This is a genomic window from Dickeya chrysanthemi NCPPB 402 (assembly GCF_000406105.1).
Taxonomy (GTDB): domain Bacteria; phylum Pseudomonadota; class Gammaproteobacteria; order Enterobacterales; family Enterobacteriaceae; genus Dickeya; species Dickeya chrysanthemi.
On record NZ_CM001974.1, the window covers coordinates 636,065 to 658,907 of the forward strand.

Sequence of the window (22,843 nt, forward strand, 5' to 3'; positions counted from 1 at the left end):
GATTACGCCCCTTCTGCTACAAACCGGGCAATCGCATCGCCCATTTCATCAGTGGTGACGGCGGTGCCGCCGCTAGCCAGATCGCCGGTGCGGTAACCTTCCGCCAGCGCCTGATTGACTGCCTGCTCAATGGCGGTAGCGGCATCGTCTGCGCCCAGGCTATAGCGCAGCAGCAGCGCGGCGGACAGAATCTGGGCGATAGGGTTGGCGATGTTCTTGCCGGCGATATCCGGTGCGGAACCGCCTGCCGGTTCGTACAGACCAAAGCCCTGCTCGTTGAGGCTGGCCGACGGCAACATCCCCATCGAGCCGGTGATCATCGCGCACTCGTCGGACAGAATGTCGCCGAACAAGTTGGAGCACAGCAGCACGTCAAACTGGGACGGGTCCTTAATCAACTGCATGGTGGCGTTGTCGATATACAGATGATTCAGGCGAACATCCGGGTAGTCGCGGGCGATTTCGTTGACGATTTCGCGCCACAGAATCGAGCTTTGCAGCACGTTGGCCTTATCGATCGAGGTGACGATACTGCGGCGTTTGCGTGCCGATTCAAAGGCGATGCGGGCAATGCGCTCGATTTCGAAACGGTGATACACCTCGGTATCGAAGGCGCGTTCGTACATGCCGCTGCCTTCACGGCCTTTCGGCTGGCCGAAGTAGATACCGCCGGTCAGTTCGCGCACGCACAGGATATCGAAACCCTTGGCGGCGATATCGCTGCGCAGCGGGCAGAAGGCTTCCAGACCCTGATACAGGCGCGCCGGGCGCAGGTTGCTGAACAAGCGGAAGTGTTTGCGCAGCGGCAGCAGCGCTCCTCGTTCCGGTTGCTCCGCCGGCGGCAGATGCTCCCATTTCGGGCCGCCGACCGAACCGAACAGAATGGCGTCGGCCTGTTCGCAGCCTTCAATCGTGCCCTGCGGCAGCGGCGTGCCCTGACGATCGATGGCGATGCCGCCGACGTCGTATTCGCTGGTGGTGATGCGCAGACCAAAACGCTGGCGAACCGCATCCAATACTTTATACGCCTGAGCCATCACTTCCGGGCCGATGCCGTCACCGGGTAAGACGGCAATATGGTAACTCTTGCTCATCACACTGTTTCCTGACTGTTGTGTTTGTTGTGTTGCTGCAAACGCTGCACTTCTTTTTCAACCAGTTGCGCACGTTTGATGTTGTTTAATACGTTAACCATCGCATTGGCGGAGGATTCGACGATGTCCGTCGCCAGGCCCACGCCGTGGAAACGGCGTCCCTGATATTCCACCACGATGTCCACCTGACCGAGTGCTTCTTTACCTTGCCCCTTGGCGGATAACTGGTATTTGACCAGATTGATCGGGTAGCCGGTAATGCGGTTGATGGCCTGATACACGGCATCGACCGGGCCGTTGCCGGTCGCGGCTTCAGACAATATCTCTTCGCCGCATGACAATTTGACGGACGCTGTAGCCATCACACTGGAACCGGACTGCACGCTGAAGTAGTCCAGATGATAAAATTCTGAGCTTTCCTGCTGGTTGTTGATGAACGCCAGCGCTTCCAGATCATAGTCGAATACCTGGCCTTTTTTGTCGGCCAGTTTGAGGAAGTCGGCGTACAACGTATCCAGATTGTAGTCGCCTTCTTTATAGCCCATTTCTTCCATGCGGTGTTTCACGGCGGCACGGCCGGAGCGGGAAGTCAGGTTCAACTGCACTTCTTTCAGGCCGATGGATTCCGGCGTCATGATTTCGTAGTTTTCGCGGTTCTTCAGTACACCATCCTGATGGATACCGGATGAGTGGGCGAAGGCGTTGGCTCCAACCACCGCTTTGTTGGCCGGGATCGGCATGTTGCAGATCTGGCTGACGATTTGGCTGGTGCGGTAGATTTCCTGATGGTTGATGCCGGTGTGCAGGTTCATCAACTGGCTGCGTACTTTGATCGCCATGATCACTTCTTCCAGCGAGCAGTTACCGGCGCGTTCGCCGATGCCGTTCAGGGTGCCTTCCACCTGACGTGCGCCGGCGTGCACCGCCGCCATGGCGTTGCCCACCGCCAGACCGAGATCATCATGGGTATGCACGGAAATGATGGCTTTATCGATGTTAGGTACACGCTGATACAGTGAAGCGATGATGTTGCCGAATTCGTGCGGCAGTGTGTAACCGACGGTGTCCGGGATGTTGATGGTGCGGGCGCCGGCGTTGATAGCCGCTTCCACTACCCGGCTCAGGTCCTCTATCGGGGTACGGCCGGCGTCTTCGCAGGAGAATTCCACATCGTCGGTGTAGTTGCGGGCGCGTTTGATCATGTAGGTCGCCCGTTCAATCACCTCATCCAGCGTGCTGCGTAATTTGGTGGCGATATGCATTGGCGAGGTGGCGATAAAGGTATGGATGCGGAACGCCTCGGCGACGCGCAAGGATTCGGCTGCCACATCAATGTCTTTTTCAACGCAACGGGCCAGGGCGCAGACGCGGCTGTTTTTGATGTTGCGGGCGATGGTCTGCACCGATTCGAAATCACCGGGAGAGGAAACCGGAAAACCCACTTCCATTACGTCAACGCCCATCCTTTCCAGCGCCAGTGCGATCTGGAGTTTTTCCTTCACACTCAGACTGGCCTGCAGCGCTTGCTCACCGTCACGCAACGTCGTATCGAAAATAATCACTTGTTGGTTCATCGGTCTTCTTCCTTTGTTCTGTTTGCCTGGGCGCCCGGCGAGTAAAAAAAACCCGCGCAACGGCGCGGGTTTTTTATGGTGTGTGACGAGAAATCAGCTCTGAATTTCGCCCACCGGCATACCGCGCACATGAGATGCGTTTAGTAGTAGGCCTAGTAGCTGAGCAAAATTAAACATGCTGTTTCATCATCCAAATAAGTTGAAAACGTAGTTCTGCCTTTATTGGTACTTGATTCCCGCAGTGATGTCAACCTCGAGATCTCATACGGCAGCGGCGTACCTGATGTTTTATCCGTCACATTCTCGGTGGAAAAGCGGTGGAAATGGCTTTGACGACGTGGATGGGCGCGGTAGACTGCCTGCCCAATTTTTACGCCTATTTTTGATATTGTCAGGCCCGTACGCGCATGAAGACGAATTCACTCCCGCAATACCATCTGGTTCACCGCATTCAACAACAGATTGCTCAACGTCCTGACGCGCTAGCGTTTCGCGAATGGGAACCTGAACAGGAACAGCAACTCGACTGGCATCAGGTGGGTGAACGCATCCGCCGCATCGCCTGTGGCTTGTTGGGGTTAGGCGTTGACGTTCAGGATCGAGTGGCGATCTTCTCCGATAATTCGATCAACTGGTCGCTGGCGGATCTGGCGTTGTTGCACCTGCGGGCAATCACCGTGCCGCTTTATGCCACCAGCGCGGCGGCGCAAGCGGCATTCATTCTCAACGAGGCGGATATCCGTACCGTTTTTGTGGGTGGTCAGGCGCAGTTTGATCTGTTGATGTCGCTGCGCGATACCTGCCCGCAGTTGCGTACGATTATCCTGCTGGATAACGGTATTCGCCGACGGGGCTGTGATATTGCCGTGTCGTTGCAGGATTTCGAAGAGAGTGCCGAGGTCGCAGTGTGGGAGCCCGTGCTGCGCCGGCGCGTAGCCGATCGGGATTTGAGCGATCTGTTCACGCTCATCTATACCTCCGGCACTACCGGCGAGCCGAAAGGCGTGATGCTGGATTACGCCAACATGGCGACTCAACTGATGCTGCATGATGAGCGGTTGCAGATGGGCGAACAGGACGTGTCGCTATGCTTTTTGCCGTTATCGCATGTGTTCGAGCGTGCCTGGAGCTTCTTTATCATGCACTGCGGCGCACAGAATGTTTACCTGCGCGATACCAATCAGGTGCGTGCGGCGATGGCGGCGGTCAGCCCGACGGTGATGTGTGCCGTACCGCGTTTTTACGAGAAGGTGTTTAGCGCTATCCATGAAAAAGTGGCGCAGGCGCCGTGGCATCGGCGGGCGCTGTTTCACTGGGGAATCGCCCAGGGCACTAAGCGTTTTTTACGCCAGCAGGCCGGAAAACGCACTGGTGTGTGGAATGCGCTGACCTGCCAGCTCGCCGATCGACTGGTGTTGTCGCGCCTGCGTCAGTTGCTGGGAGGAAAGGTTCGCTTTCTGCCAGCGGCCGGTGCGCGTCTGGATGATAATATCATCGCTTTCTTTCAGGCTATGGGGGTGCGTATCGTTTATGGCTACGGCCTGACGGAAACCTGCGCCACCGTGTCCTGCTGGGAGGCGAATCAGGACCGGCTCGGGTCGGTGGGTACGCCGCTGCCGGGCATCGAGGTGCGTATCGGCGAGCAAAATGAAATTCAGGTGCGCGGCGCTACCGTAATGCGCGGCTACTATCATCGTCCGCAAGATACGGAGGCCGCCTTTACGTCAGACGGTTGGTTCAAAACCGGCGATGTGGGCGAGGTGGACGGCAACGGCAATCTGTTTATCACCGAACGCCTCAAGGATCTGATGAAAACCTCGGGCGGCAAATACATTGCGCCGCAGCATTTGGAAGGGGCGCTGGGGCAGGATCGCTTCATTGAACAAGTTGCGGTGATTGCAGATGCCCGTAAATATGTGTCTGCGCTGATCGTTCCTTGCTTCGAGGCACTGGAGGAGTACGCCCGCTCTATCAATCTGGGCTATCAGGACCGCCTGGAACTGCTGCGCCACAGTCACATTCTGTCGCTGTTCGAACAGCGGCTGCGTGAGGTGCAAAAAGAGTTTGCCCGGTTTGAGCAGGTGAAGAAATTTACCTTACTGTCGGCGCCGTTTAGCCAGGAAGACGGCGAATTGACCCCGACGTTAAAACTCCGCCGGAAGGTCATTCATCAGCGTTATCAGCTGGAAATTGAAGCCATGTACGCCGATTAGCAGACGTTTCGACGGTGACGGCACGCTTTAAGCCACAATTTTATCGTCAATATTTCACTCTGTAATGCCTGACCACGGCGGGATAATTTTTAACGACGTGGTCACTCCTCAGCGTTTTATCTGTTTCGTTCCTCTTTTAACAGTTGATTTACCATTATTGCGTCACGGCCTGCCCGGCCGCGGCGTTTGCCTGCTTCATAATCTAGCGTTATGTTAATAAGTTATATGTAAAAAACCGGGCGATGTCCGGCGAAAGAGCTGGAGTGCGAGTAAAACCCGAACTTGCTCCTGCTTGATTCACCGGACATCGTCTAATGAGCGCGGGGTGTTCCCCTGTCAATGCAGAAGCGATTCGCTATCTGAACAATTCGCTATCTGAACAATAAGAGGCAAACCCATGGAGATGTTGTCAGGCGCCGAGATGGTGATTCGATCGCTGATCGATCAGGGCGTAAAACATGTGTTCGGTTATCCGGGCGGCGCAGTGCTGGATATTTACGATGCACTGCACACCGTTGGCGGCATAGAACACATTCTGGTGCGCCACGAGCAGGGCGCGGTACATATGGCCGACGGCTACGCCAGAGCGACCGGCGAAGTGGGTGTGGTACTGGTGACCTCGGGTCCGGGCGCGACTAACGCCATTACCGGTATCGCCACCGCGTATATGGATTCCATTCCGCTGGTGGTGATTTCCGGCCAGGTTGCGACTTCGCTGATTGGTTACGATGCCTTTCAGGAATGCGACATGGTGGGGATTTCCCGCCCGGTGGTGAAACACAGTTATCTGGTCAAGCAGACCGAAGACATTCCCACCGTACTGAAAAAAGCCTTCTATCTGGCGTCTACCGGCCGTCCTGGTCCGGTCGTCGTGGATTTGCCGAAAGATATCCTCAACCCGGCTAAAAAGCTGCCCTATGCGTATCCCGATCAGGTCAGCCTGCGTTCTTATAACCCGACGGTGCAGGGGCACAAAGGCCAAATTAAACGTGCGTTGCAGACCTTGCTGGCTGCTGAGCGCCCGGTCATTTACAGCGGCGGCGGGGTGATTAACGCCAATTGCCATCAGGAATTGCGCGAACTGGCGGAAAAACTCAATCTGCCGGTGACCAGCTCGTTGATGGGGCTGGGCGGCTTTCCGGGGACCCATCGCCAGAGTCTGGGTATGCTCGGTATGCATGGCACCTACGAAGCGAACATGGCGATGCATAACGCCGACGTGATCTTCGCCGTCGGGGTACGTTTCGACGACCGAACCACCAATAACCTCGCGAAGTACTGTCCGAACGCCACTATTCTGCATATTGATATCGACCCGGCCTCCATCTCTAAAACGGTGGCGGCGGATATTCCGATCGTCGGCGATGCACGTCAGGTACTCAGTCTGATGCTAGAGCTGCTGACGCAAGGCGGTGAGGTACAACAGAAATTTGACGCGATGCGCGACTGGTGGCTACGTATCGAGCAGTGGCGTTCCCGTCATTGCCTGAAATACAACACTGATGGTGACGCCATCAAACCGCAGGCGGTTATCGAAACCCTGCACCGCCTGACGGAAGGCAAGGCTTACGTGGCGTCCGACGTGGGGCAACACCAGATGTTCGCCGCGCTGTATTATCCGTTTGACCAGCCGCGCCGTTGGGTCAACTCCGGCGGTTTGGGGACGATGGGCTTCGGCTTGCCTGCCGCGCTGGGTATCAAGCTGGCGTTGCCGGAAGAAACGGTGATTTGCGTTACCGGCGATGGCAGTATCCAGATGAACATTCAGGAGCTGTCCACCGCACTGCAATATGACCTGCCGATTGTGGTGGTGAGCCTGAATAACCGGTTCCTTGGCATGGTGAAACAGTGGCAGGACATGATCTATTCCGGCCGTCACTCCAGTTCTTACATGGAATCTCTGCCGGACTTCGTCAAACTGGCGGAAGCTTACGGCCATGTTGGCATCACTATTGATACCCCCGATGAGCTGGAGCCGAAGCTGAAAGCGGCGCTGGAGCAGAAAAATCGTCTGGTGTTTGTGGATGTGCGGGTGGATAGCAGCGAGCATGTTTACCCGATGCAGATCCGCGGCGGCGGAATGGATGAGATGTGGCTAAGCAAAACGGAGAGGACCTGATCATGCGTCGTATTTTGTCGGTATTGCTGGAGAACGAATCAGGTGCTCTGTCACGCGTGATTGGCCTGTTTTCTCAACGTGGTTACAACATTGAAAGCCTGACCGTCGCCCCTACGGACGACCCGACGTTATCGCGGATGACTATCCAGACGGTGGGCGACGAGAAAGTGCTGGAGCAGATTGAAAAGCAACTGCACAAGCTGGTGGATGTGCTGCGGGTCAGCGAGCTGGGTCAGGGTGCTTACGTTGAGCGTGAACTGATGCTGGTTAAATTGCAGGCCACCGGCTATGGCCGGGAAGAGGTCAAGCGCAGTGCGGAAATCTTCCGCGGGCAGATAGTCGATGTCACCGCATCGCTCTACACCGTGCAACTGGCGGGGACCAGCGAAAAACTGGATGCGTTTCTCAATAGCGTGCGGGAAGTGGCCGAGATTGTGGAAGTGGCGCGCTCCGGCATCGTGGGCGTCTCGCGCGGTGATCGCGTGATGCGCTGACGCTTTGCTGAAATACAGTCGATAGTCTGACGATTTGCTGACTTTCATACAGCAATAGTTGCTTTTCTGATGATAATATCTAGCCCGGCCATGATGCCGGGCTTTTTTGATCCTGACAGGTGTAAATAATAAAAGCGGTTGCCCGTCAGTGTTTTCTGCGCTTAGATCGGTATCATATCCACGGTTACTGCATGGTTATCTTTCCATTCTTTGTTTTTTGTCCGGCTTATTAAGGGGTTGCCAGTGAAACTGGATGAAATCGCGCGTCTTGCTGGAGTTTCGCGTACGACGGCCAGTTATGTGATTAACGGTAAAGCGAAACAATATCGTGTCAGCGATAAGACCGTTGAGAAAGTGATGGCGGTGGTCAGGGAGCACAACTACCATCCGAACGCCGTCGCAGCCGGTCTGCGTGCCGGGCGTACCCGTTCCATCGGGTTGGTCATTCCGGATCTGGAAAACACCAGTTACACCCGCATCGCCAATTATCTGGAGCGTCAGGCTCGTCAGCGCGGCTATCAGTTGTTGATCGCCTGCTCTGAAGATCAGCCGGATAATGAGATGCGTTGCATCGAACATCTGTTGCAACGTCAGGTGGATGCGATCATTGTTTCGACGGCATTGCCGCCGGAGCACCCATTCTATCAGCGTTGGGCCAATGATCCGTTGCCGGTGATCGCGCTCGATCGTGCGTTGGATCGTGAGCATTTCACCAGCGTGGTCGGGGCGGACATGGAAGATGCGGAAATGCTGGCGCAGGAGTTGCGCAAGGTGCCTGCTGAATCGGTCATGTATCTTGGTGCGCTACCGGAACTGTCCGTCAGCTTTCTGCGTGAGCAGGGATTCCGACGCGCCTGGGCTGATGATCCGCGTCAGGTGAATTATATCTATGCCAACAGCTATGAACGCAGTGCGGCGGCGGCAGTATTTGAAGAACACCTGAAACATCATCCGATGCCGCAAGCGTTGTTTACGACCTCTTTTCCGCTGTTGCAAGGGGTGATGGACGTGACGCTCAAACAGAGCGGGCGGTTGCCGAATAATTTGGCGATCGCCACATTCGGCGATAATGAGTTGCTGGATTTTCTGGAATGTCAGGTGCTGGCGGTGGCGCAACGTCATCGTGAGGTGGCGGAGCGGGTGCTGGAACTGGTGTTGGCCAGCCTGGATGAACCGCGTAAGCCGAAGCCGGGCTTATATCGCATTCGCCGTAATCTCTACCGTCGCGGTTTTCTGAGCCGTTGTTGATCGATATCATGCGGCGTTGGAGTAATTTTTATTCCACGCCGCATGAGATAATTCTTATTTTTCCCTGATTTTTTATTTATTTAATATTATGCCTACGACCGTTTATTGAGCAGGATTAATGGCTGACAATTTGCGGACGAGGTGAAACACTGACCCGGAACAGCCGACGACAATATTCCAGAAAATAGCCATAGGCGATTCCCATCACCATGGATATGACCGCATTACTGGCAACGGCTTTCAGGATTTGTGATGGCTCAGCGCCAATCGTCAGTAAAATAGCGACATAAACCGGTGATTGAAAACTCACGTAGGCAAACAGGTCCGCTATATTTTTCCCCCAACGAGAATCCGCGTTCAGGCGTAATGCCAGCGCGACGATACGATCCCGATAAAGGCCGTAAGGCCAGGCAATGACAATATTGACCGGAATCGACAGCAAGCGTGAAGAGAGCGATTGCTGAAAGCTTATATCTGACAACACGATTTCAATCGCCATGCCGGTCAGGAAGCAATACACCACCATGGCAACGGTATCGGCAACGATGCCACGCATGCGGGAGAGAGGAGAAAACATATCGTATGGCTCCATGGTGATGGACAATAACGCCATGGTTGGCGTGATTTATTGGTGTTTAGTTTTGCTTTATTAGTTTATTTGTAGTTTACATAACTGTTTATTATATTTTAACTAGCTGAAAAAACTTATTTTTGTTCGTTTTTTGTTCGGTAACGCAACTTTATGGTCGCAAATCATCTTTTTCATTTGTTTATCATGAGTCCTGTATTTATTTCTATATAAAACAAATGATTAGTTTTTTTGAGGCGAGGGAGGACAAAACAGGCTGAAAAACGTGGGGATTGCAGCGAAAAGGTTACTGAACGGTAAAGTGCAAGTGAATGTGAATGATACTGGAAATAAAACCAGTTATTCTGTCTGTCGGCGGTGAAACAGCGGGTTAATGTTTCAACTATGAATAGATAATCTGAGTTGAAGTAACTGACAGTGTGGTTTAGGTCAAAAAAATGAGGTTACGGCTTCAATAATTTCATTTTTCCCGTCGTACGTTGTGCCGCCAGGAAGGATTGTTTTTAAAAATGCTTGAAAATCAGCCAATAAAAATATTTCGACGGCGTGAGGGGATTTAAGAAATACGTATCGAACTGTGACAGGCAAAATAATATTGCTGCGTATGAAAAATCCTATATCTTTATGTGTCTTCCTGAAAGCCATTAATTTTCCTTAAATAATCACAGCGTTAATCCGCATTATTTTTTCGAGGCGATTTTTTTGCGGTTTTTTCACTCTCTGATTCCGCTGGAAATAATGCCCGGGCGCATCCGTGCTGGCTTGACAAGCTTTTCATCCCCTCCGTAAACTCTCATATAGTGGGGATTTGTGGGGCAAAGTGGTAAAAAGGGTCATGAAGGGTTAAATACTGTCATGTTTCGTGGGGCGACACTGGTCAACCTCGATAGTAAAGGGCGGCTTGCCGTTCCTACCCGTTATCGGGACTTACTGAACGAGGAAGCGCAAGGGCAAATGGTATGCACCATTGACCTGCATCAGCCCTGCCTGCTGCTTTACCTGCTACCCGAATGGGAAATTATCGAACAGAAACTTTCTCGCCTGTCGAGTATGAACCCTGCTGAACGCCGCGTTCAGCGCTTGTTGCTTGGGCATGCCAGCGAATGCCAGATGGATAACGCCGGAAGGATACTGATTGCATCTACGCTGCGGCAGCATGCGGGTCTTACGAAAGAAGTGATGCTGGTTGGGCAGTTCAACAAGTTTGAACTGTGGGATGAACAGACCTGGTATCGACAAGTCAAGGAAGATATTGACGCTGAGCAGTCAACTCAGGAACCCTTATCTGAGCGGCTGCAGGACTTATCACTATAGTCATGGCAGAAACGTTTAAACACACTACCGTGTTGCTGGATGAGGCGGTTAACGGCCTGAGCATTCGCAGCAACGGTATCTATATTGACGGTACATTTGGCCGTGGCGGCCATTCCCGTCTTATTCTGTCCCATCTTGGGCCGGAAGGCCGTTTGTTAGCTATCGATCGCGATCCTCAGGCGGTTGAAGTTGCCAATACCATTGATGATGCACGTTTTTCTATTATTCACGGACCATTTTCCGAACTGGCTGAGTACGTCGAGGCGCGGGGGCTAACCGGCAAAATCGACGGTATTTTGCTGGATTTGGGGGTTTCTTCGCCTCAGCTTGACGATCCTGAGCGGGGGTTTTCCTTCATGCGCGACGGTCCGCTGGACATGCGTATGGACCCGACGCGAGGCCAGTCCGCCGCCGAATGGCTGATGAAAGCTGAAGCAGACGATATTGCCTGGGTGCTGAAGACATTTGGCGAAGAGCGTTTTGCTAAACGTATCGCTCGCGCGATTGTGGAGCGCAACCGCATCGACCCGCTGACCCGCACCAAAGCGCTGGCGGAACTGATTGCCGCCGCCAGTCCGATTCGCGAGAAACACAAGCACCCGGCGACCCGGTCATTTCAGGCCATCCGTATCTATGTCAACAGTGAACTGGAAGAGATCGAGCGGGCGCTGGATGGTGCGTTAAAGGTACTGGCGCCGGGAGGTCGACTGTCGGTGATCAGCTTCCACTCGCTGGAAGACCGGATTGTGAAGCGTTTTATTCGCCAGCATAGCCGGGGGCCGCAGGTGCCTGCCGGTTTGCCGTTGACGGAAGCGCAACTGCGCAGCCAGGGCGGCCCGACGCTGAAATCGGTCGGTAAAATGATGCCGCCTGATGATGAAGTGGCGGATAACCCGCGGGCACGTAGTTCGGTGCTGCGCTTTGCCGAGCGGTTGCCGTCGTGATCGGCAACGAGCGCCATTCGTTGGGCGGTGTCATCGGCGAAGATTTGTTGCGCCATGGCAAGTTGCCTTTGTTGCTGCTGATAGCGGTATTGGTGTCCGCCATCATGGTGGTGACCACGGCACACCGTACGCGCCTGCTGACGGCTGAGCGCGAGCGGCTGTTGCTGGAGCGCGATGCGCTGGATATCGAGTGGCGCAACCTGATTCTGGAAGAAAACGCCTTGGGCGATCATAGCCGCGTCGAGCAGATCGCCACCGAGAAACTGCATATGGTGCATGTAGATCCTTCACAAGAAAATATTGTGGTTAAACAACAATGAATTGACAGGTATCGCCTAAATTATGAAAGCAGCGCGACCGGGAAAACTGAAACGTCAGGAAGAACATGCCAGCTTCGTCAGCTGGCGTTTTGCGTTGCTTTGCGGCGGTATTTTGTTGTGCATGGTCGGGTTGATGCTGCGTGCGGCCTACCTGCAGGTGATCGCGCCCGACAAGCTGGTGCGTGAAGGTGATATGCGTTCCCTGCGCGTGCAGGAAATTCCCACTGCCCGCGGCATGATCAGCGATCGCGCCGGGCGCCCACTGGCCGTCAGCGTGCCGGTCAACGCCGTTTGGGCCGATCCGAAAGACGTCAATGATCATGGCGGTATCTCGCTGGATACGCGCTGGAAGGCGTTGTCGGATGCGCTGGAAATCCCGCTGGATCAGATTGCCGCTAAAGTGAACGCTAACCCGAACGGCCGTTTTGTCTATCTCGCTCGTCAGGTGAACCCGGCGATCGGCGAATACATCCATAAGCTGAAGCTGCCGGGTATCAACCTGCGTCAGGAGTCCCGTCGTTACTATCCTTCCGGTCAGGTCACCTCACACCTGATTGGTTTTACCAACATCGATGGTCAGGGCATTGAAGGTGTTGAGAAAAGTTTTGATCGCTGGCTGACTGGCCGTCCCGGTGAGCGTACCGTGCGCAAAGACCGTTTTGGGCGGGTCATTGAAGATATTTCTTCGGTGGACAGTCAGGCGGCGCACAACCTGATGCTCAGTATCGATGAGCGTCTGCAGGCGCTGGTATACCGTGAACTGAATAACGCCGTGGCGTTCAATAAGGCTGAATCAGGTACTGCTGTACTGGTCGATGTGAACACCGGTGAAGTGCTGGCCATGGCCAGCAGCCCTTCCTACAACCCGAATAATCTGACCGGTACGCCAACCGATGTGATCCGTAACCGTGCGATTACCGACATTTTCGAGCCCGGTTCCACCGTCAAACCGATGGTGGTGATGACGGCGCTGCAACGCAATGTGGTCAAGGAAAATGCGGTACTCAACACATTGCCGTATTACATCAACGGCCATGAGATCAAGGACGTGGCGCGTTACAGCGAACTCACCCTGACCGGGGTACTGCAAAAATCCAGTAACGTCGGCGTATCGCATCTGGCGCTGGCGATGCCGGCTTCCGCGTTGGTGGACACTTACTCCCGTTTCGGTCTGGGCAAAGCCACCAATCTGGGGCTGGTGGGGGAAAGTCTGGGGTTGTACCCGAATCGGCAGCGTTGGTCGGATATTGAACGCGCTACCTTCTCGTTTGGCTATGGCCTGATGGTCACACCGCTGCAACTGGCGCGCGTCTACGCCACCATCGGTAGCTTCGGTATTTACCGCCCGCTTTCCATCACCAAGGTGGATCCGCCGGTGCCGGGAGAGCGCGTCTTTTCCGAACAGATTGTCCGTACCGTGGTGCATATGATGGAGAGTGTCGCGTTGCCGGGCGGCGGCGGCACCAAGGCGGCGGTGAAAGGCTATCGCATCGCGATTAAAACCGGTACGGCGAAAAAAGTCGGCCCGGATGGCAAATATATCAATAAATACATCGCTTATACCGCTGGGGTGGCGCCAGCCAGTAACCCGCGCTTTGCGCTGGTAGTGGTGATTAATGACCCTCAGGCGGGGAAATACTATGGTGGTGCGGTGTCGGCGCCGGTATTCGGGGCGATCATGGGGAGTGTTCTGCGCACCATGAATATCGAACCGGATGCGTTGCAGACGGGCGAAAAAAGTGAGTTTGTAATCAACAGAAAAGAGGGTTCAGGTGACAGATCGTAACTTGCGCGATGTCCTGGCTCCGTGGGTGAAAGATGCCCCAGAGCGCGCGCTGCGGGAAATGACATTAGACAGCCGCGTGGCGGCTGCCGGGGATCTGTTTGTGGCGATAGTCGGCCATAAAACGGATGGGCGGCACTATATTCCGCAGGCCATTGCGCAAGGCGTCGCGGCGGTTGTCGCGCAGGCGGATGATGCCACGCCCGATGGCACCCTGACCGAAATGCACGGTGTGCCGGTGATTTATCTTGATGACTTGAACTTGCGTTTATCCGCGCTGGCCGGACGTTTTTACCGTCAACCATCGTCTTCGTTGCAATTGGTCGGCGTCACCGGCACCAACGGCAAAACTACCACCACCCAGTTGCTGGCGCAGTGGAGCCAGGCATTGGGTAAAACCAGCGCCGTCATGGGGACTGTGGGTAATGGGTTGCTGGGGCATGTCGTGCCGTCGGAAAACACGACCGGCTCCGCGGTGGATGTTCAGCAGATTCTGAGCCAGCTGGTCGCGCAAGGGGCTAATTTCGCCGCCATGGAAGTGTCTTCTCATGGTCTGGTGCAGCATCGCGTAGAGGCATTGTCGTTTGCCGCCGCGGTCTTTACTAACCTGAGTCGCGATCATCTTGATTACCACGGCGACATGGCGAATTACGAGGCTGCCAAATGGCGGCTGTTTGCCGAACATCAGGTGGGGCAGAAGATTATCAATGCTGATGACGAGGTGGGGCGTCGTTGGTTAAGCAGATTGCCGGATGCGGTGGCGGTAAGTGTAACCGGTGAGATTGACGGCGCCCGTGCACGCTGGCTCAAAGTCACACGCATCGATTATCACGACAGCGGTTTTACTGTTGCGTTCGACTCCAGTTGGGGCGGCGGTACGATCAATAGCCGCCTGATGGGAGAATTTAACGTCAGTAACCTGTTGCTGGCGCTGGCGACGTTGTTGTCGCTGGGATACCCGCTGGAACAGCTAGTGGAAGCGGGTTCTGCGCTGCAACCGGTCTGCGGTCGAATGGAAGTTTTTCTTGCCGACGGGCGCCCAACGGTGGTGGTCGATTACGCCCATACGCCGGATGCGCTGGAAAAAGCCCTGGCGGCGGCACGTTTGCATTGCCGGGGAACGCTATGGTGCGTCTTCGGTTGTGGCGGTGATCGCGACAGAGGTAAGCGCCCACTTATGGGGGCGATTGCAGAACAACTGGCGGACCGGGTGATCGTGACCGATGACAACCCGCGCAGTGAAGACCCGCAGGCGATTGTGGCCGATATTCTGAGCGGGCTGCTGGATGCCGGTCGGGTACAGGTGATTGCCGGTCGGGCGGAAGCCGTTACCAGTGCCGTGATGCAGGCGGTGGCCGACGATGTGGTGCTGGTCGCCGGTAAAGGGCATGAAGACTACCAGCTGGTTGGAAATGAGCGGTTGGATTATTCGGATCGTATTACGGTCGCTCGTTTGCTGGGGGTTATCGTATGATCCGCGTCTCGCTGCGGCAGTTAGCTGATGTGTTGGGTGCCCGCCTGATGGGAAAAGACCTGATTATCAGTGATATATCTACGGATACCCGCAAACTCACGGCGGGGTGTTTGTTCGTCGCGTTATGTGGCGAAAAATTTGACGCTCATGATTACGCGGCTGATGCCGTTAATTATGGGGCAGCCGCATTATTGGTGAGTAAGCACTTACCAATAGAAGTGCCTCAATTGGTGGTAGACGATACGCGTCTGGCGCTGGGCGTGATGGCAGGCTGGGTGCGGCAGCAAAGTCAGGCGCGCGTAGTCGCGCTGACGGGGTCGTCAGGAAAAACATCCGTCAAGGAAATGACCGCATCCATTTTGCGTCAGTGCGGCAATGTGCTGTACACCGCCGGCAACTTCAACAACGACATCGGCGTGCCGTTGACGCTGTTCCGTCTGACTCCAGAGCATGACTATGCCGTGATTGAGCTGGGTGCCAACCATATTGGCGAGATTGCTTACACTACGGCGATGGTGCGACCGGAAGCGGCGCTGGTGAATAACCTGGCCGCCGCGCATCTGGAAGGATTTGGTTCGCTGGAAGGGGTCGCGCAGGCCAAAGGCGAGATTTTTGGCGGTTTGCCGGCTCAGGGCGTGGCGATTATCAATGCGGACAGCCACGATGAGACCCGCTGGCATGAGGTGCTGGCAGGGAAAACGCTGTGGCGTTTTTCCCCGCAGGAGCGTGACGGCGTCGATTTTCACGCTGGCGATATTCGTATCAGCGAACGGGGGACGGATTTCGTCCTGCATTCGCCGATGGGCGATATACCGGTGACCTTGCCGTTGCCGGGGCGTCACAATATTGCTAACGCACTGGCGGCGGCGGCGTTGGCGCTGGCGGTGGGCGCAACGCCGGAAGCCGTAAAAACCGGCCTGGCGCAATTACAGGCGGTATCGGGGAGGTTATTCCCGATTGCGCTGGCGCCGGGAAAATTGTTGTTGGACGACAGCTACAACGCCAATGTCGGCTCAATGACGGCGGCGGTGCACGTGCTGGCAGAGATGCCGGGTTACCGGGTCATGGTCGTGGGCGATATGGCTGAGCTGGGACAAGACGCGCAGGCCTGTCACCGTCAGGTGGGCGAAGCGGCGCGCAAGGCGAATATCGATAAGGTTCTGAGTGTGGGTTCGCTGAGTGCGCTGATTGGCGAAACCAGCGGCACCGGCGAGCATTTTGATAATAAAACGGCGTTGATTGACCGTTTGCGGGCACTGGTAACACAACATAATACCATTACCGTGTTGATTAAAGGTTCACGCAGCGCTGCGATGGAACAGGTAGTACGCGCATTACAGGAGAATGCTACATGTTAGTTTGGCTGGCCGAGCATCTGGTCAAGTTTTATTCCGGCTTTAACGTCTTTTCGTATTTGACGTTTCGGGCCATTGTCAGCCTGCTGACGGCATTAATCATTTCTCTGTGGATGGGGCCGCACCTGATTGCCTGGCTGCAACGTCTGCAAATCGGTCAGGTGGTACGTAACGAAGGGCCGGAGTCCCATTTCAGCAAGCGCGGTACGCCGACCATGGGCGGCGTGATGATTTTGGCGTCGATCATTATTTCGGTGCTGTTGTGGGTCAATCTGGCTAATCCGTACGTCTGGTGCGTACTGCTGGTGTTGGTGGGTTACGGCATCGTCGGGTTTGTGGATGACTACCGCAAGGTGGTGCGTAAAGACACCCGTGGGTTGATTGCCCGCTGGAAGTATTTCTGGCAGTCGGTACTGGCGCTGGCCGTGGCGTTTTCCATGTACGCGATTGGCAAAGACACGCCGGCGACGCAACTGGTGGTGCCGTTTTTTAAAGATGTCATGCCGCAATTGGGCGTGATGTATATCGTGCTGGCCTATTTCGTGATTGTCGGTACCAGCAACGCGGTTAACCTTACCGATGGCCTGGATGGGCTGGCCATTATGCCGACGGTGTTTGTGGCGGTCGGTTTTGCGCTGGTGGCCTGGGCGACCGGCAACATGAATTTTGCCAGCTATCTGCATATTCCGTATATCCGGCACGCCAGCGAACTGGTGGTGGTGTGTACCGCGATTGTCGGCGCCGGGCTCGGGTTCTTGTGGTTCAACACCTATCCCGCGCAGGTGTTTATGGGCGATGTCGGTTCACTGGCGCTGGGCGGCGCGTTGGGCACTATCGCCGTACTGCTGCGTCAGGAGTTTTTGCTGGTGATCATGGGCGGGGTCTTCGTGGTGGAAACCCTGTCGGTGATTTTGCAGGTGGGGTCTTTCAAACTGCGCGGCCAGCGGATTTTCCGTATGGCGCCTATCCACCACCACTATGAACTGAAAGGGTGGCCGGAGCCGCGGGTGATCGTGCGGTTCTGGATTATTTCACTGATGCTGATGCTCATCGGTCTGGTAACGCTCAAGGTGCGGTAAAAATGGACTATCAGGGTAGAAAGGTTGTCATTATCGGGTTAGGGCTGACAGGGCTCTCCTGTGTTGATTTTTTCCTTGCACGCGGGGTGGTGCCGCGCGTGGTGGATACCCGTATCAGTCCGCCGGGCCAGGATAAATTGCCTGAGTCCGTTGAACGTCATCTTGGCAGCCTAAATGAAGAGTGGTTGCTGTCCGCCGATTTGATTATCGCCAGCCCAGGCATCGCACTGGCGACACCGGTGTTGTGCGACGCGGCGGCGGCCGGCATCGAGATTATCGGCGATATCGAACTGTTCTGCCGTGAAGCGCAGGCACCGATTGTCGCGATTACCGGCTCCAACGGCAAAAGCACGGTGACTACGCTGGTGGGCGAAATGGCGCGTGCCGCTGGATGGGCCGTCGGCGTGGGCGGCAACATCGGCGTGCCGGCGCTGGAATTGCTCAAGCAAGAAAGCCGGTTGTATGTGCTGGAGTTATCGAGTTTTCAACTGGAAACCACCTACAGTTTGCATGCTGCGGCTGCCACGATTCTCAACGTTACCGAGGATCATACCAACCGCTACCCGTTGGGGTTGCAGCAATATCGCGCCGCCAAGCTGCGTATTTATGAAAACGCCAAGGTTTGTATTGTCAATGCGGACGACGCCCTGACGATGCCGGTGCGCGGCGCTGATGACCGCTGTCTGAGTTTCGGCGTGGATGTGGGCGATTATCATCTGAATCGGCAGCAGGGGGAAACCTGGCTGCGTGTGAAAGGCGAACGGGTACTGAATACCCGAGAAATCAAACTGGTCGGTCAGCATAACTACACCAATGCGCTGGCGGCGCTGGCGCTGGCGGATGCAGTGGGTATTCCCCGGCCATCGGCGTTGATTGCGCTGACCACGTTTACCGGTCTGCCGCATCGTTTCCAACTGGCGCTGGAGCGTAACGGTGTGCGCTGGGTTAATGACTCCAAGGCGACCAACGTTGGCAGCACCGAAGCGGCGTTGAGCGGGTTGCACGTCGATGGCTTGTTGCATTTGCTGTTGGGCGGCGACGGAAAATCGGCGGATTTCTCACCGCTGCTGCGTTATCTGCAAGGCGACCGTATCCGGCTGTATTGCTTTGGCCGGGACGGTGGACAACTGGCGGCGTTGCGCCCGGACATCGCTGAACGGACCGATACCATGGAGCAGGCGATGACGCTCATCGCCGGTCGTATTCAGCCCGGCGATATGGTGTTGTTGTCGCCGGCTTGCGCCAGTCTTGATCAGTTCCGCAGCTTTGAACAGCGCGGCGACGAGTTCGCTCGTCTGGCGGAGGAACTGGGATAATGCGTGTTATCGGGGCCGGCGTGGTCGAACGTCTGAAAAGCTGGGTGATGGGGACGCGCGAAAGCGATGGCCTCAGCACCGTGCTGTACGACCGGACGTTGCTATGGCTGACCCTGGGGCTGGCGGTGATCGGCTTTGTCATGGTGACCTCGGCGTCGATGCCGGTTGGGCAGCGGTTGGCCGGCGACCCGTTTCTGTTCGCTAAGCGCGACGCGCTGTATCTCGGGCTGGCGTTCGGTTTGTCGCTGGTGACCACGCGGGTGCCGATGGAAGTCTGGCAGCGTTACAGCGTGGTCTTGCTGCTGGTATCTCTGGTGATGCTGCTGATTGTGCTGGCGGTGGGTAGCTCGGTAAACGGGGCTTCACGCTGGATTTCCCTTGGGCCGTTGCGTATTCAGCCGGCCGAGTTATCGAAGTTGTCGTTGTTCTGCTACCTCTCCAGCTACATGGTGCGCAAAGTGGATGAGGTGCGGAACAATTTCTGGGGATTCTGCAAGCCGATGGGCGTCATGGTGGTGTTGGCGGTACTGCTGCTGGCTCAACCGGACCTCGGTACCGTGGTCGTTTTGTTTATTACGACGTTGGCGATGTTGTTTCTGGCCGGGGCAAAACTGTGGCAATTCCTGGCGATCATCGGCTGTGGCATCTTCGCCGTCGGGCTGTTGATTGTTGCGGAGCCGTACCGCGTGCGCCGCGTCACCTCGTTCTGGAATCCGTGGGACGACCCGTTCGGCAGCGGCTATCAGTTGACGCAATCGTTGATGGCGTTTGGTCGCGGTGAATTGTGGGGGCAAGGACTCGGCAATTCCATCCAGAAGCTGGAGTATCTGCCGGAAGCACATACCGACTTTATCTTCTCCATTTTGGGGGAAGAGCTGGGCTATATCGGTGTGGTTCTGGCGTTGTTAATGATATTCTTCGTCGCTTTTCGGGCGATGTCGATCGGACGGCGGGCGCTGGAAATCGATCAGCGTTTTTCAGGCTTTTTGGCTTGCTCCATCGGTATCTGGTTCAGTTTTCAGACGTTAGTGAACGTTGGTGCCGCCGCCGGCATGTTGCCTACCAAAGGGCTGACATTGCCGCTGATCAGTTACGGCGGTTCCAGTTTGCTGATTATGTCGACGGCCATTGTGTTGTTGTTGCGAATTGATTATGAAACGCGCCTGACCAAAGCGCAGGCGTTTACGAGAGGTGCCCGATGAGTGGCGAAGGCAAGCGTTTGATGGTGATGGCTGGCGGCACCGGCGGGCATGTGTTCCCCGGTCTGGCGGTTGCGCATCATCTGATGGCGCAAGGCTGGCAGGTGCGCTGGCTGGGCACGGCGGACCGGATGGAAGCGGATTTGGTGCCGAAACACGGCATCGACATCGATTTTATTCGCATTTCCGGTCTGCGCGGCAAGGGATTGAAAGCGTTGTTACTGGCACCGGTGCGTATCTTCCTGGCGGTACGGCAGGCGCAGGCGATTATGCGTCGTTATCAGCCGGATGTAGTGTTGGGCATGGGCGGTTATGTGTCCGGCCCCGGCGGTCTGGCGGCCTGGTTATGTGGTATCCCGGTTGTTCTGCATGAGCAAAACGGGATAGCCGGATTGACTAACCGCTGGTTGTCGCGCATTGCCAAAAAAGTATTACAGGCATTTCCCGGCGCTTTTCCTGATGCGGATGTGGTGGGAAATCCGGTGCGTAGCGATGTGCTGGCGCTGCCTTCCCCAACAGAGCGGCTGGCTGAGCGCAGCGGTCCGGTGCGGGTGCTAGTCGTTGGTGGAAGCCAGGGAGCTCGAGTGCTGAATCAAACCCTGCCTGGTGTCGCGGCGCGATTACATGATGCGGTTACCATTTGGCATCAAACCGGTAAAGGCGCACAGGCGGAGGTGCAGGCGGCTTATGAGAAAGCGGGCGAGCCTCAGCACCGGATCACCGAGTTTATCGACGACATGGCGGCGGCGTATGCGTGGGCTGATGTGGTGGTGTGCCGTTCCGGCGCGCTGACGGTCAGCGAGATTGCCGCAGCCGGGTTGCCAGCGTTGTTTGTGCCGTTCCAGCATAAGGATCGGCAGCAGTACTGGAATGCATTGCCACTGGAACAAGCGGGGGCTGCGAAGATTATCGAGCAGGCCTTTCTGAGCGTAGAGGCGATAAGCGTGGTGTTGTCCGCCTGGGATAGGGCCACGTTACGCGATATGGCGCAGAGAGCCCGAACGGTGGCGATCCCCGATGCGACGGAGCGGGTAGCGGCTGAAGTAGCGGCAGCGGCGATGCAGCGGTCGGCTCAGGCCGTCCGGAATTAATTGATGATGGCCGACCGTTGTCGGCATTGATGTAGGTTGCGATAGAAGATAGTGAATACTCAAGAACTGGCGAAACTGCGTTCAATCGTGCCCGAGATGCACCGCGTCCGGCACATCCATTTTGTCGGCATCGGCGGTGCCGGCATGGGCGGTATCGCCGAAGTCCTGGCTAATGAAGGGTACGAAATCAGCGGTTCCGATCTGGCGCCTAATGCCGTGACGCAGCAATTGACTGATTTGGGGGCCCGAATCTATTTCCACCATCGTCCGGAAAATGTGAGCGAGGCGAGCGTGGTGGTGGTGTCCAGCGCTATTGCGGCGGACAACCCGGAGATTATCGCGGCACATGAGGCCCGTATTCCAGTGATTCGCCGGGCAGAAATGCTGGCAGAATTGATGCGCTTTCGTCATGGCATCGCCATTGCCGGGACGCACGGCAAGACGACGACGACCGCGATGGTCACCAGCATCTACGCGGAAGCGGGGCTGGACCCGACGTTTGTCAATGGCGGTCTGGTTAAGGCGGCAGGAACGCACGCTCGTTTAGGGTCGAGCCGTTACCTGATTGCAGAGGCCGATGAGAGTGATGCGTCGTTCCTGCATTTGCAGCCGATGGTCGCCATTGTGACTAACATCGAAGCTGACCACATGGATACCTATCAGGGCGATTTTGAGAACCTCAAGCAGACGTTCATCAATTTCCTGCACAACCTGCCGTTTTACGGTCATGCGGTGATGTGCCTTGACGATGCGGTGATTCGGGAGCTGTTGCCGAAAGTCGGGCGCCACATTACGACTTACGGTTTTAGCGACGATGCGGATGTACGGGTTGCCGACTACCGGCAAGTCGGTGCTCAGGGACTGTTTACGTTGGCTCGTCAGGGTAAACCGCTGCTGAATGTAACGCTGAATGCACCGGGGCGCCATAACGCGCTTAATGCCGCTGCTGCAGTTGCCGTGGCAACGGAACAAGGCATCGACGACGAGGCTATTCTGCGGGCGCTGGCGCGTTTTCAGGGGACGGGACGGCGGTTCGATTTTCTGGGCGAATTCCCGTTGCAGCCGGTGAACGGTAAAAGTGGCAGCGCCATGCTGGTGGACGATTACGGCCATCACCCGACGGAAGTGGACGCCACCATTAAAGCGGCGCGTGCCGGCTGGCCGGATAAACGTCTGGTGATGATTTTTCAGCCGCACCGTTATACCCGTACGCGGGATCTGTACGATGATTTTGCGCACGTGCTGTCGCAAGTGGATGTGCTGCTGATGCTGGATGTGTATCCGGCTGGCGAAGCGCCGATTCCCGGCGCAGATAGCCGGTCGTTGTGTCGCACTATTCGTGGTCGCGGCAAAATCGACCCGATTATGGTGCCGGATGTGGAGACGCTGCCTGAACTGCTGGCACAAGCGCTGCAGGGCGATGATCTGGTGCTGGTTCAGGGCGCCGGCAACATTGGCAAACTGGCTCGTCGGCTGGCGGAAAATCGCCTGCAGGCAGCGGCCAAAGACTGAGAACAGGATGACTGAGTTAGTGATGGTAATGACGAAACGCGCCGCTGACTGCTACGAAACCGGCCTATGGCCGGTTGAGGCTGGTTGCGTCGACATTTCGTGCTCAGTCATGGCAGACAACGGGG

Annotated in this window: 20 protein-coding genes; 15 read left to right on the top strand and 5 right to left on the bottom strand. The window is 56.0% G+C overall.

The window, feature by feature from the left end; all coding sequences use genetic code 11:
* Positions 1-2: 2 nt before the first annotated feature.
* The 3 genes from leuB to leuL all read right to left on the bottom strand — a co-directional run bounded on the left by leuB (position 3) and on the right by leuL (position 2,845).
* Complete coding sequence (gene leuB, locus DCH402_RS02940) at positions 3-1,094, bottom strand: 3-isopropylmalate dehydrogenase (RefSeq protein ID WP_012768356.1); 1,092 nt, start codon at positions 1,092-1,094, stop codon at positions 3-5.
* Complete coding sequence (gene leuA, locus DCH402_RS02945) at positions 1,094-2,668, bottom strand: 2-isopropylmalate synthase (protein WP_039999599.1); 1,575 nt, start codon at positions 2,666-2,668, stop codon at positions 1,094-1,096. The genes leuB and leuA overlap by 1 nt, the downstream gene beginning before the upstream one ends.
* Before the next feature lie 93 nt (positions 2,669-2,761).
* Positions 2,762-2,845, bottom strand: a complete 84-nt coding sequence (leuL, locus tag DCH402_RS23345; RefSeq protein WP_107760451.1) for a leu operon leader peptide — start codon at positions 2,843-2,845, stop codon at positions 2,762-2,764.
* A gap of 230 nt (positions 2,846-3,075) precedes the next feature.
* Between leuL and DCH402_RS02950 the strand changes: the two genes are divergently transcribed.
* From DCH402_RS02950 to cra, 4 genes are all read left to right on the top strand, one after another.
* Entirely contained in the window at positions 3,076-4,881 is a 1,806-nt protein-coding gene (locus DCH402_RS02950; protein WP_039999600.1) for an AMP-dependent synthetase/ligase, read from the top strand.
* 397 nt (positions 4,882-5,278) lie between these two features.
* Entirely contained in the window at positions 5,279-7,000 is a 1,722-nt protein-coding gene (ilvI, locus tag DCH402_RS02955) for an acetolactate synthase 3 large subunit (protein ID WP_039999601.1), read from the top strand.
* 2 nt (positions 7,001-7,002) lie between these two features.
* Positions 7,003-7,494: an acetolactate synthase small subunit gene (gene ilvN, locus DCH402_RS02960; protein ID WP_013319477.1), complete on the top strand. Its 492-nt coding sequence runs from the start codon at positions 7,003-7,005 to the stop codon at positions 7,492-7,494.
* A 243-nt stretch (positions 7,495-7,737) separates the two neighbouring features.
* Positions 7,738-8,742 (top strand): catabolite repressor/activator, encoded by a 1,005-nt coding sequence (gene cra, locus DCH402_RS02965; protein ID WP_039999602.1) that lies wholly within the window; start codon positions 7,738-7,740, stop codon positions 8,740-8,742.
* A gap of 115 nt (positions 8,743-8,857) precedes the next feature.
* Here cra and DCH402_RS02970 read toward each other — a convergent pair whose 3' ends face one another.
* Together DCH402_RS02970 and DCH402_RS02975 are read right to left on the bottom strand one after the other, a co-directional pair.
* A complete protein-coding gene (locus DCH402_RS02970; RefSeq protein WP_040003326.1) occupies positions 8,858-9,319 on the bottom strand; it encodes an L-alanine exporter AlaE in 462 nt (153 codons plus the stop codon).
* Positions 9,320-9,760: 441 nt separating this feature from the next.
* Positions 9,761-9,976, bottom strand: a complete 216-nt coding sequence (locus DCH402_RS02975; RefSeq protein WP_039999603.1) for a hypothetical protein — start codon at positions 9,974-9,976, stop codon at positions 9,761-9,763.
* Positions 9,977-10,186: 210 nt separating this feature from the next.
* Here DCH402_RS02975 and mraZ point away from each other — a divergent pair, with 210 nt between their 5' ends.
* Genes mraZ through murC form a run of 11 tightly spaced genes read left to right on the top strand, consistent with a single transcriptional unit; the run spans position 10,187 to position 22,718 of the window.
* A complete protein-coding gene (gene mraZ, locus DCH402_RS02980; protein ID WP_012768364.1) occupies positions 10,187-10,645 on the top strand; it encodes a division/cell wall cluster transcriptional repressor MraZ in 459 nt (152 codons plus the stop codon).
* Positions 10,646-10,647: 2 nt separating this feature from the next.
* Positions 10,648-11,589 (top strand): 16S rRNA (cytosine(1402)-N(4))-methyltransferase RsmH, encoded by a 942-nt coding sequence (gene rsmH / locus DCH402_RS02985; RefSeq protein WP_039999604.1) that lies wholly within the window; start codon positions 10,648-10,650, stop codon positions 11,587-11,589.
* The gene (gene ftsL, locus DCH402_RS02990; protein WP_039999605.1) at positions 11,586-11,909 is read left to right on the top strand and encodes a cell division protein FtsL; all 324 of its coding nucleotides are present in this window, start codon (positions 11,586-11,588) and stop codon (positions 11,907-11,909) included. Before rsmH ends, ftsL begins: the two co-directional genes overlap by 4 nt.
* Before the next feature lie 22 nt (positions 11,910-11,931).
* On the top strand, positions 11,932-13,695 hold the full coding sequence (locus DCH402_RS02995) for a peptidoglycan glycosyltransferase FtsI (RefSeq protein ID WP_039999606.1): 1,764 nt from the start codon (positions 11,932-11,934) through the stop codon (positions 13,693-13,695).
* A complete protein-coding gene (gene murE, locus DCH402_RS03000) occupies positions 13,682-15,166 on the top strand; it encodes a UDP-N-acetylmuramoyl-L-alanyl-D-glutamate--2,6-diaminopimelate ligase (protein ID WP_039999607.1) in 1,485 nt (494 codons plus the stop codon). The genes DCH402_RS02995 and murE overlap by 14 nt, the downstream gene beginning before the upstream one ends.
* Entirely contained in the window at positions 15,163-16,524 is a 1,362-nt protein-coding gene (gene murF, locus DCH402_RS03005) for a UDP-N-acetylmuramoyl-tripeptide--D-alanyl-D-alanine ligase (protein WP_039999608.1), read from the top strand. Before murE ends, murF begins: the two co-directional genes overlap by 4 nt.
* Entirely contained in the window at positions 16,518-17,600 is a 1,083-nt protein-coding gene (mraY, locus tag DCH402_RS03010) for a phospho-N-acetylmuramoyl-pentapeptide-transferase (protein WP_012768370.1), read from the top strand. The genes murF and mraY overlap by 7 nt, the downstream gene beginning before the upstream one ends.
* 2 nt (positions 17,601-17,602) lie before the next feature.
* The gene (murD, locus tag DCH402_RS03015) at positions 17,603-18,916 is read left to right on the top strand and encodes a UDP-N-acetylmuramoyl-L-alanine--D-glutamate ligase (protein WP_039999610.1); all 1,314 of its coding nucleotides are present in this window, start codon (positions 17,603-17,605) and stop codon (positions 18,914-18,916) included.
* Positions 18,916-20,118, top strand: a complete 1,203-nt coding sequence (gene ftsW / locus DCH402_RS03020) for a cell division protein FtsW (protein ID WP_039999611.1) — start codon at positions 18,916-18,918, stop codon at positions 20,116-20,118. Before murD ends, ftsW begins: the two co-directional genes overlap by 1 nt.
* A complete protein-coding gene (murG, locus tag DCH402_RS03025; protein WP_039999612.1) occupies positions 20,115-21,206 on the top strand; it encodes an undecaprenyldiphospho-muramoylpentapeptide beta-N-acetylglucosaminyltransferase in 1,092 nt (363 codons plus the stop codon). The genes ftsW and murG overlap by 4 nt, the downstream gene beginning before the upstream one ends.
* A 51-nt stretch (positions 21,207-21,257) precedes the next feature.
* Positions 21,258-22,718: a UDP-N-acetylmuramate--L-alanine ligase gene (murC, locus tag DCH402_RS03030; RefSeq protein ID WP_039999613.1), complete on the top strand. Its 1,461-nt coding sequence runs from the start codon at positions 21,258-21,260 to the stop codon at positions 22,716-22,718.
* The last annotated feature ends 125 nt before the right edge of the window (positions 22,719-22,843 follow it).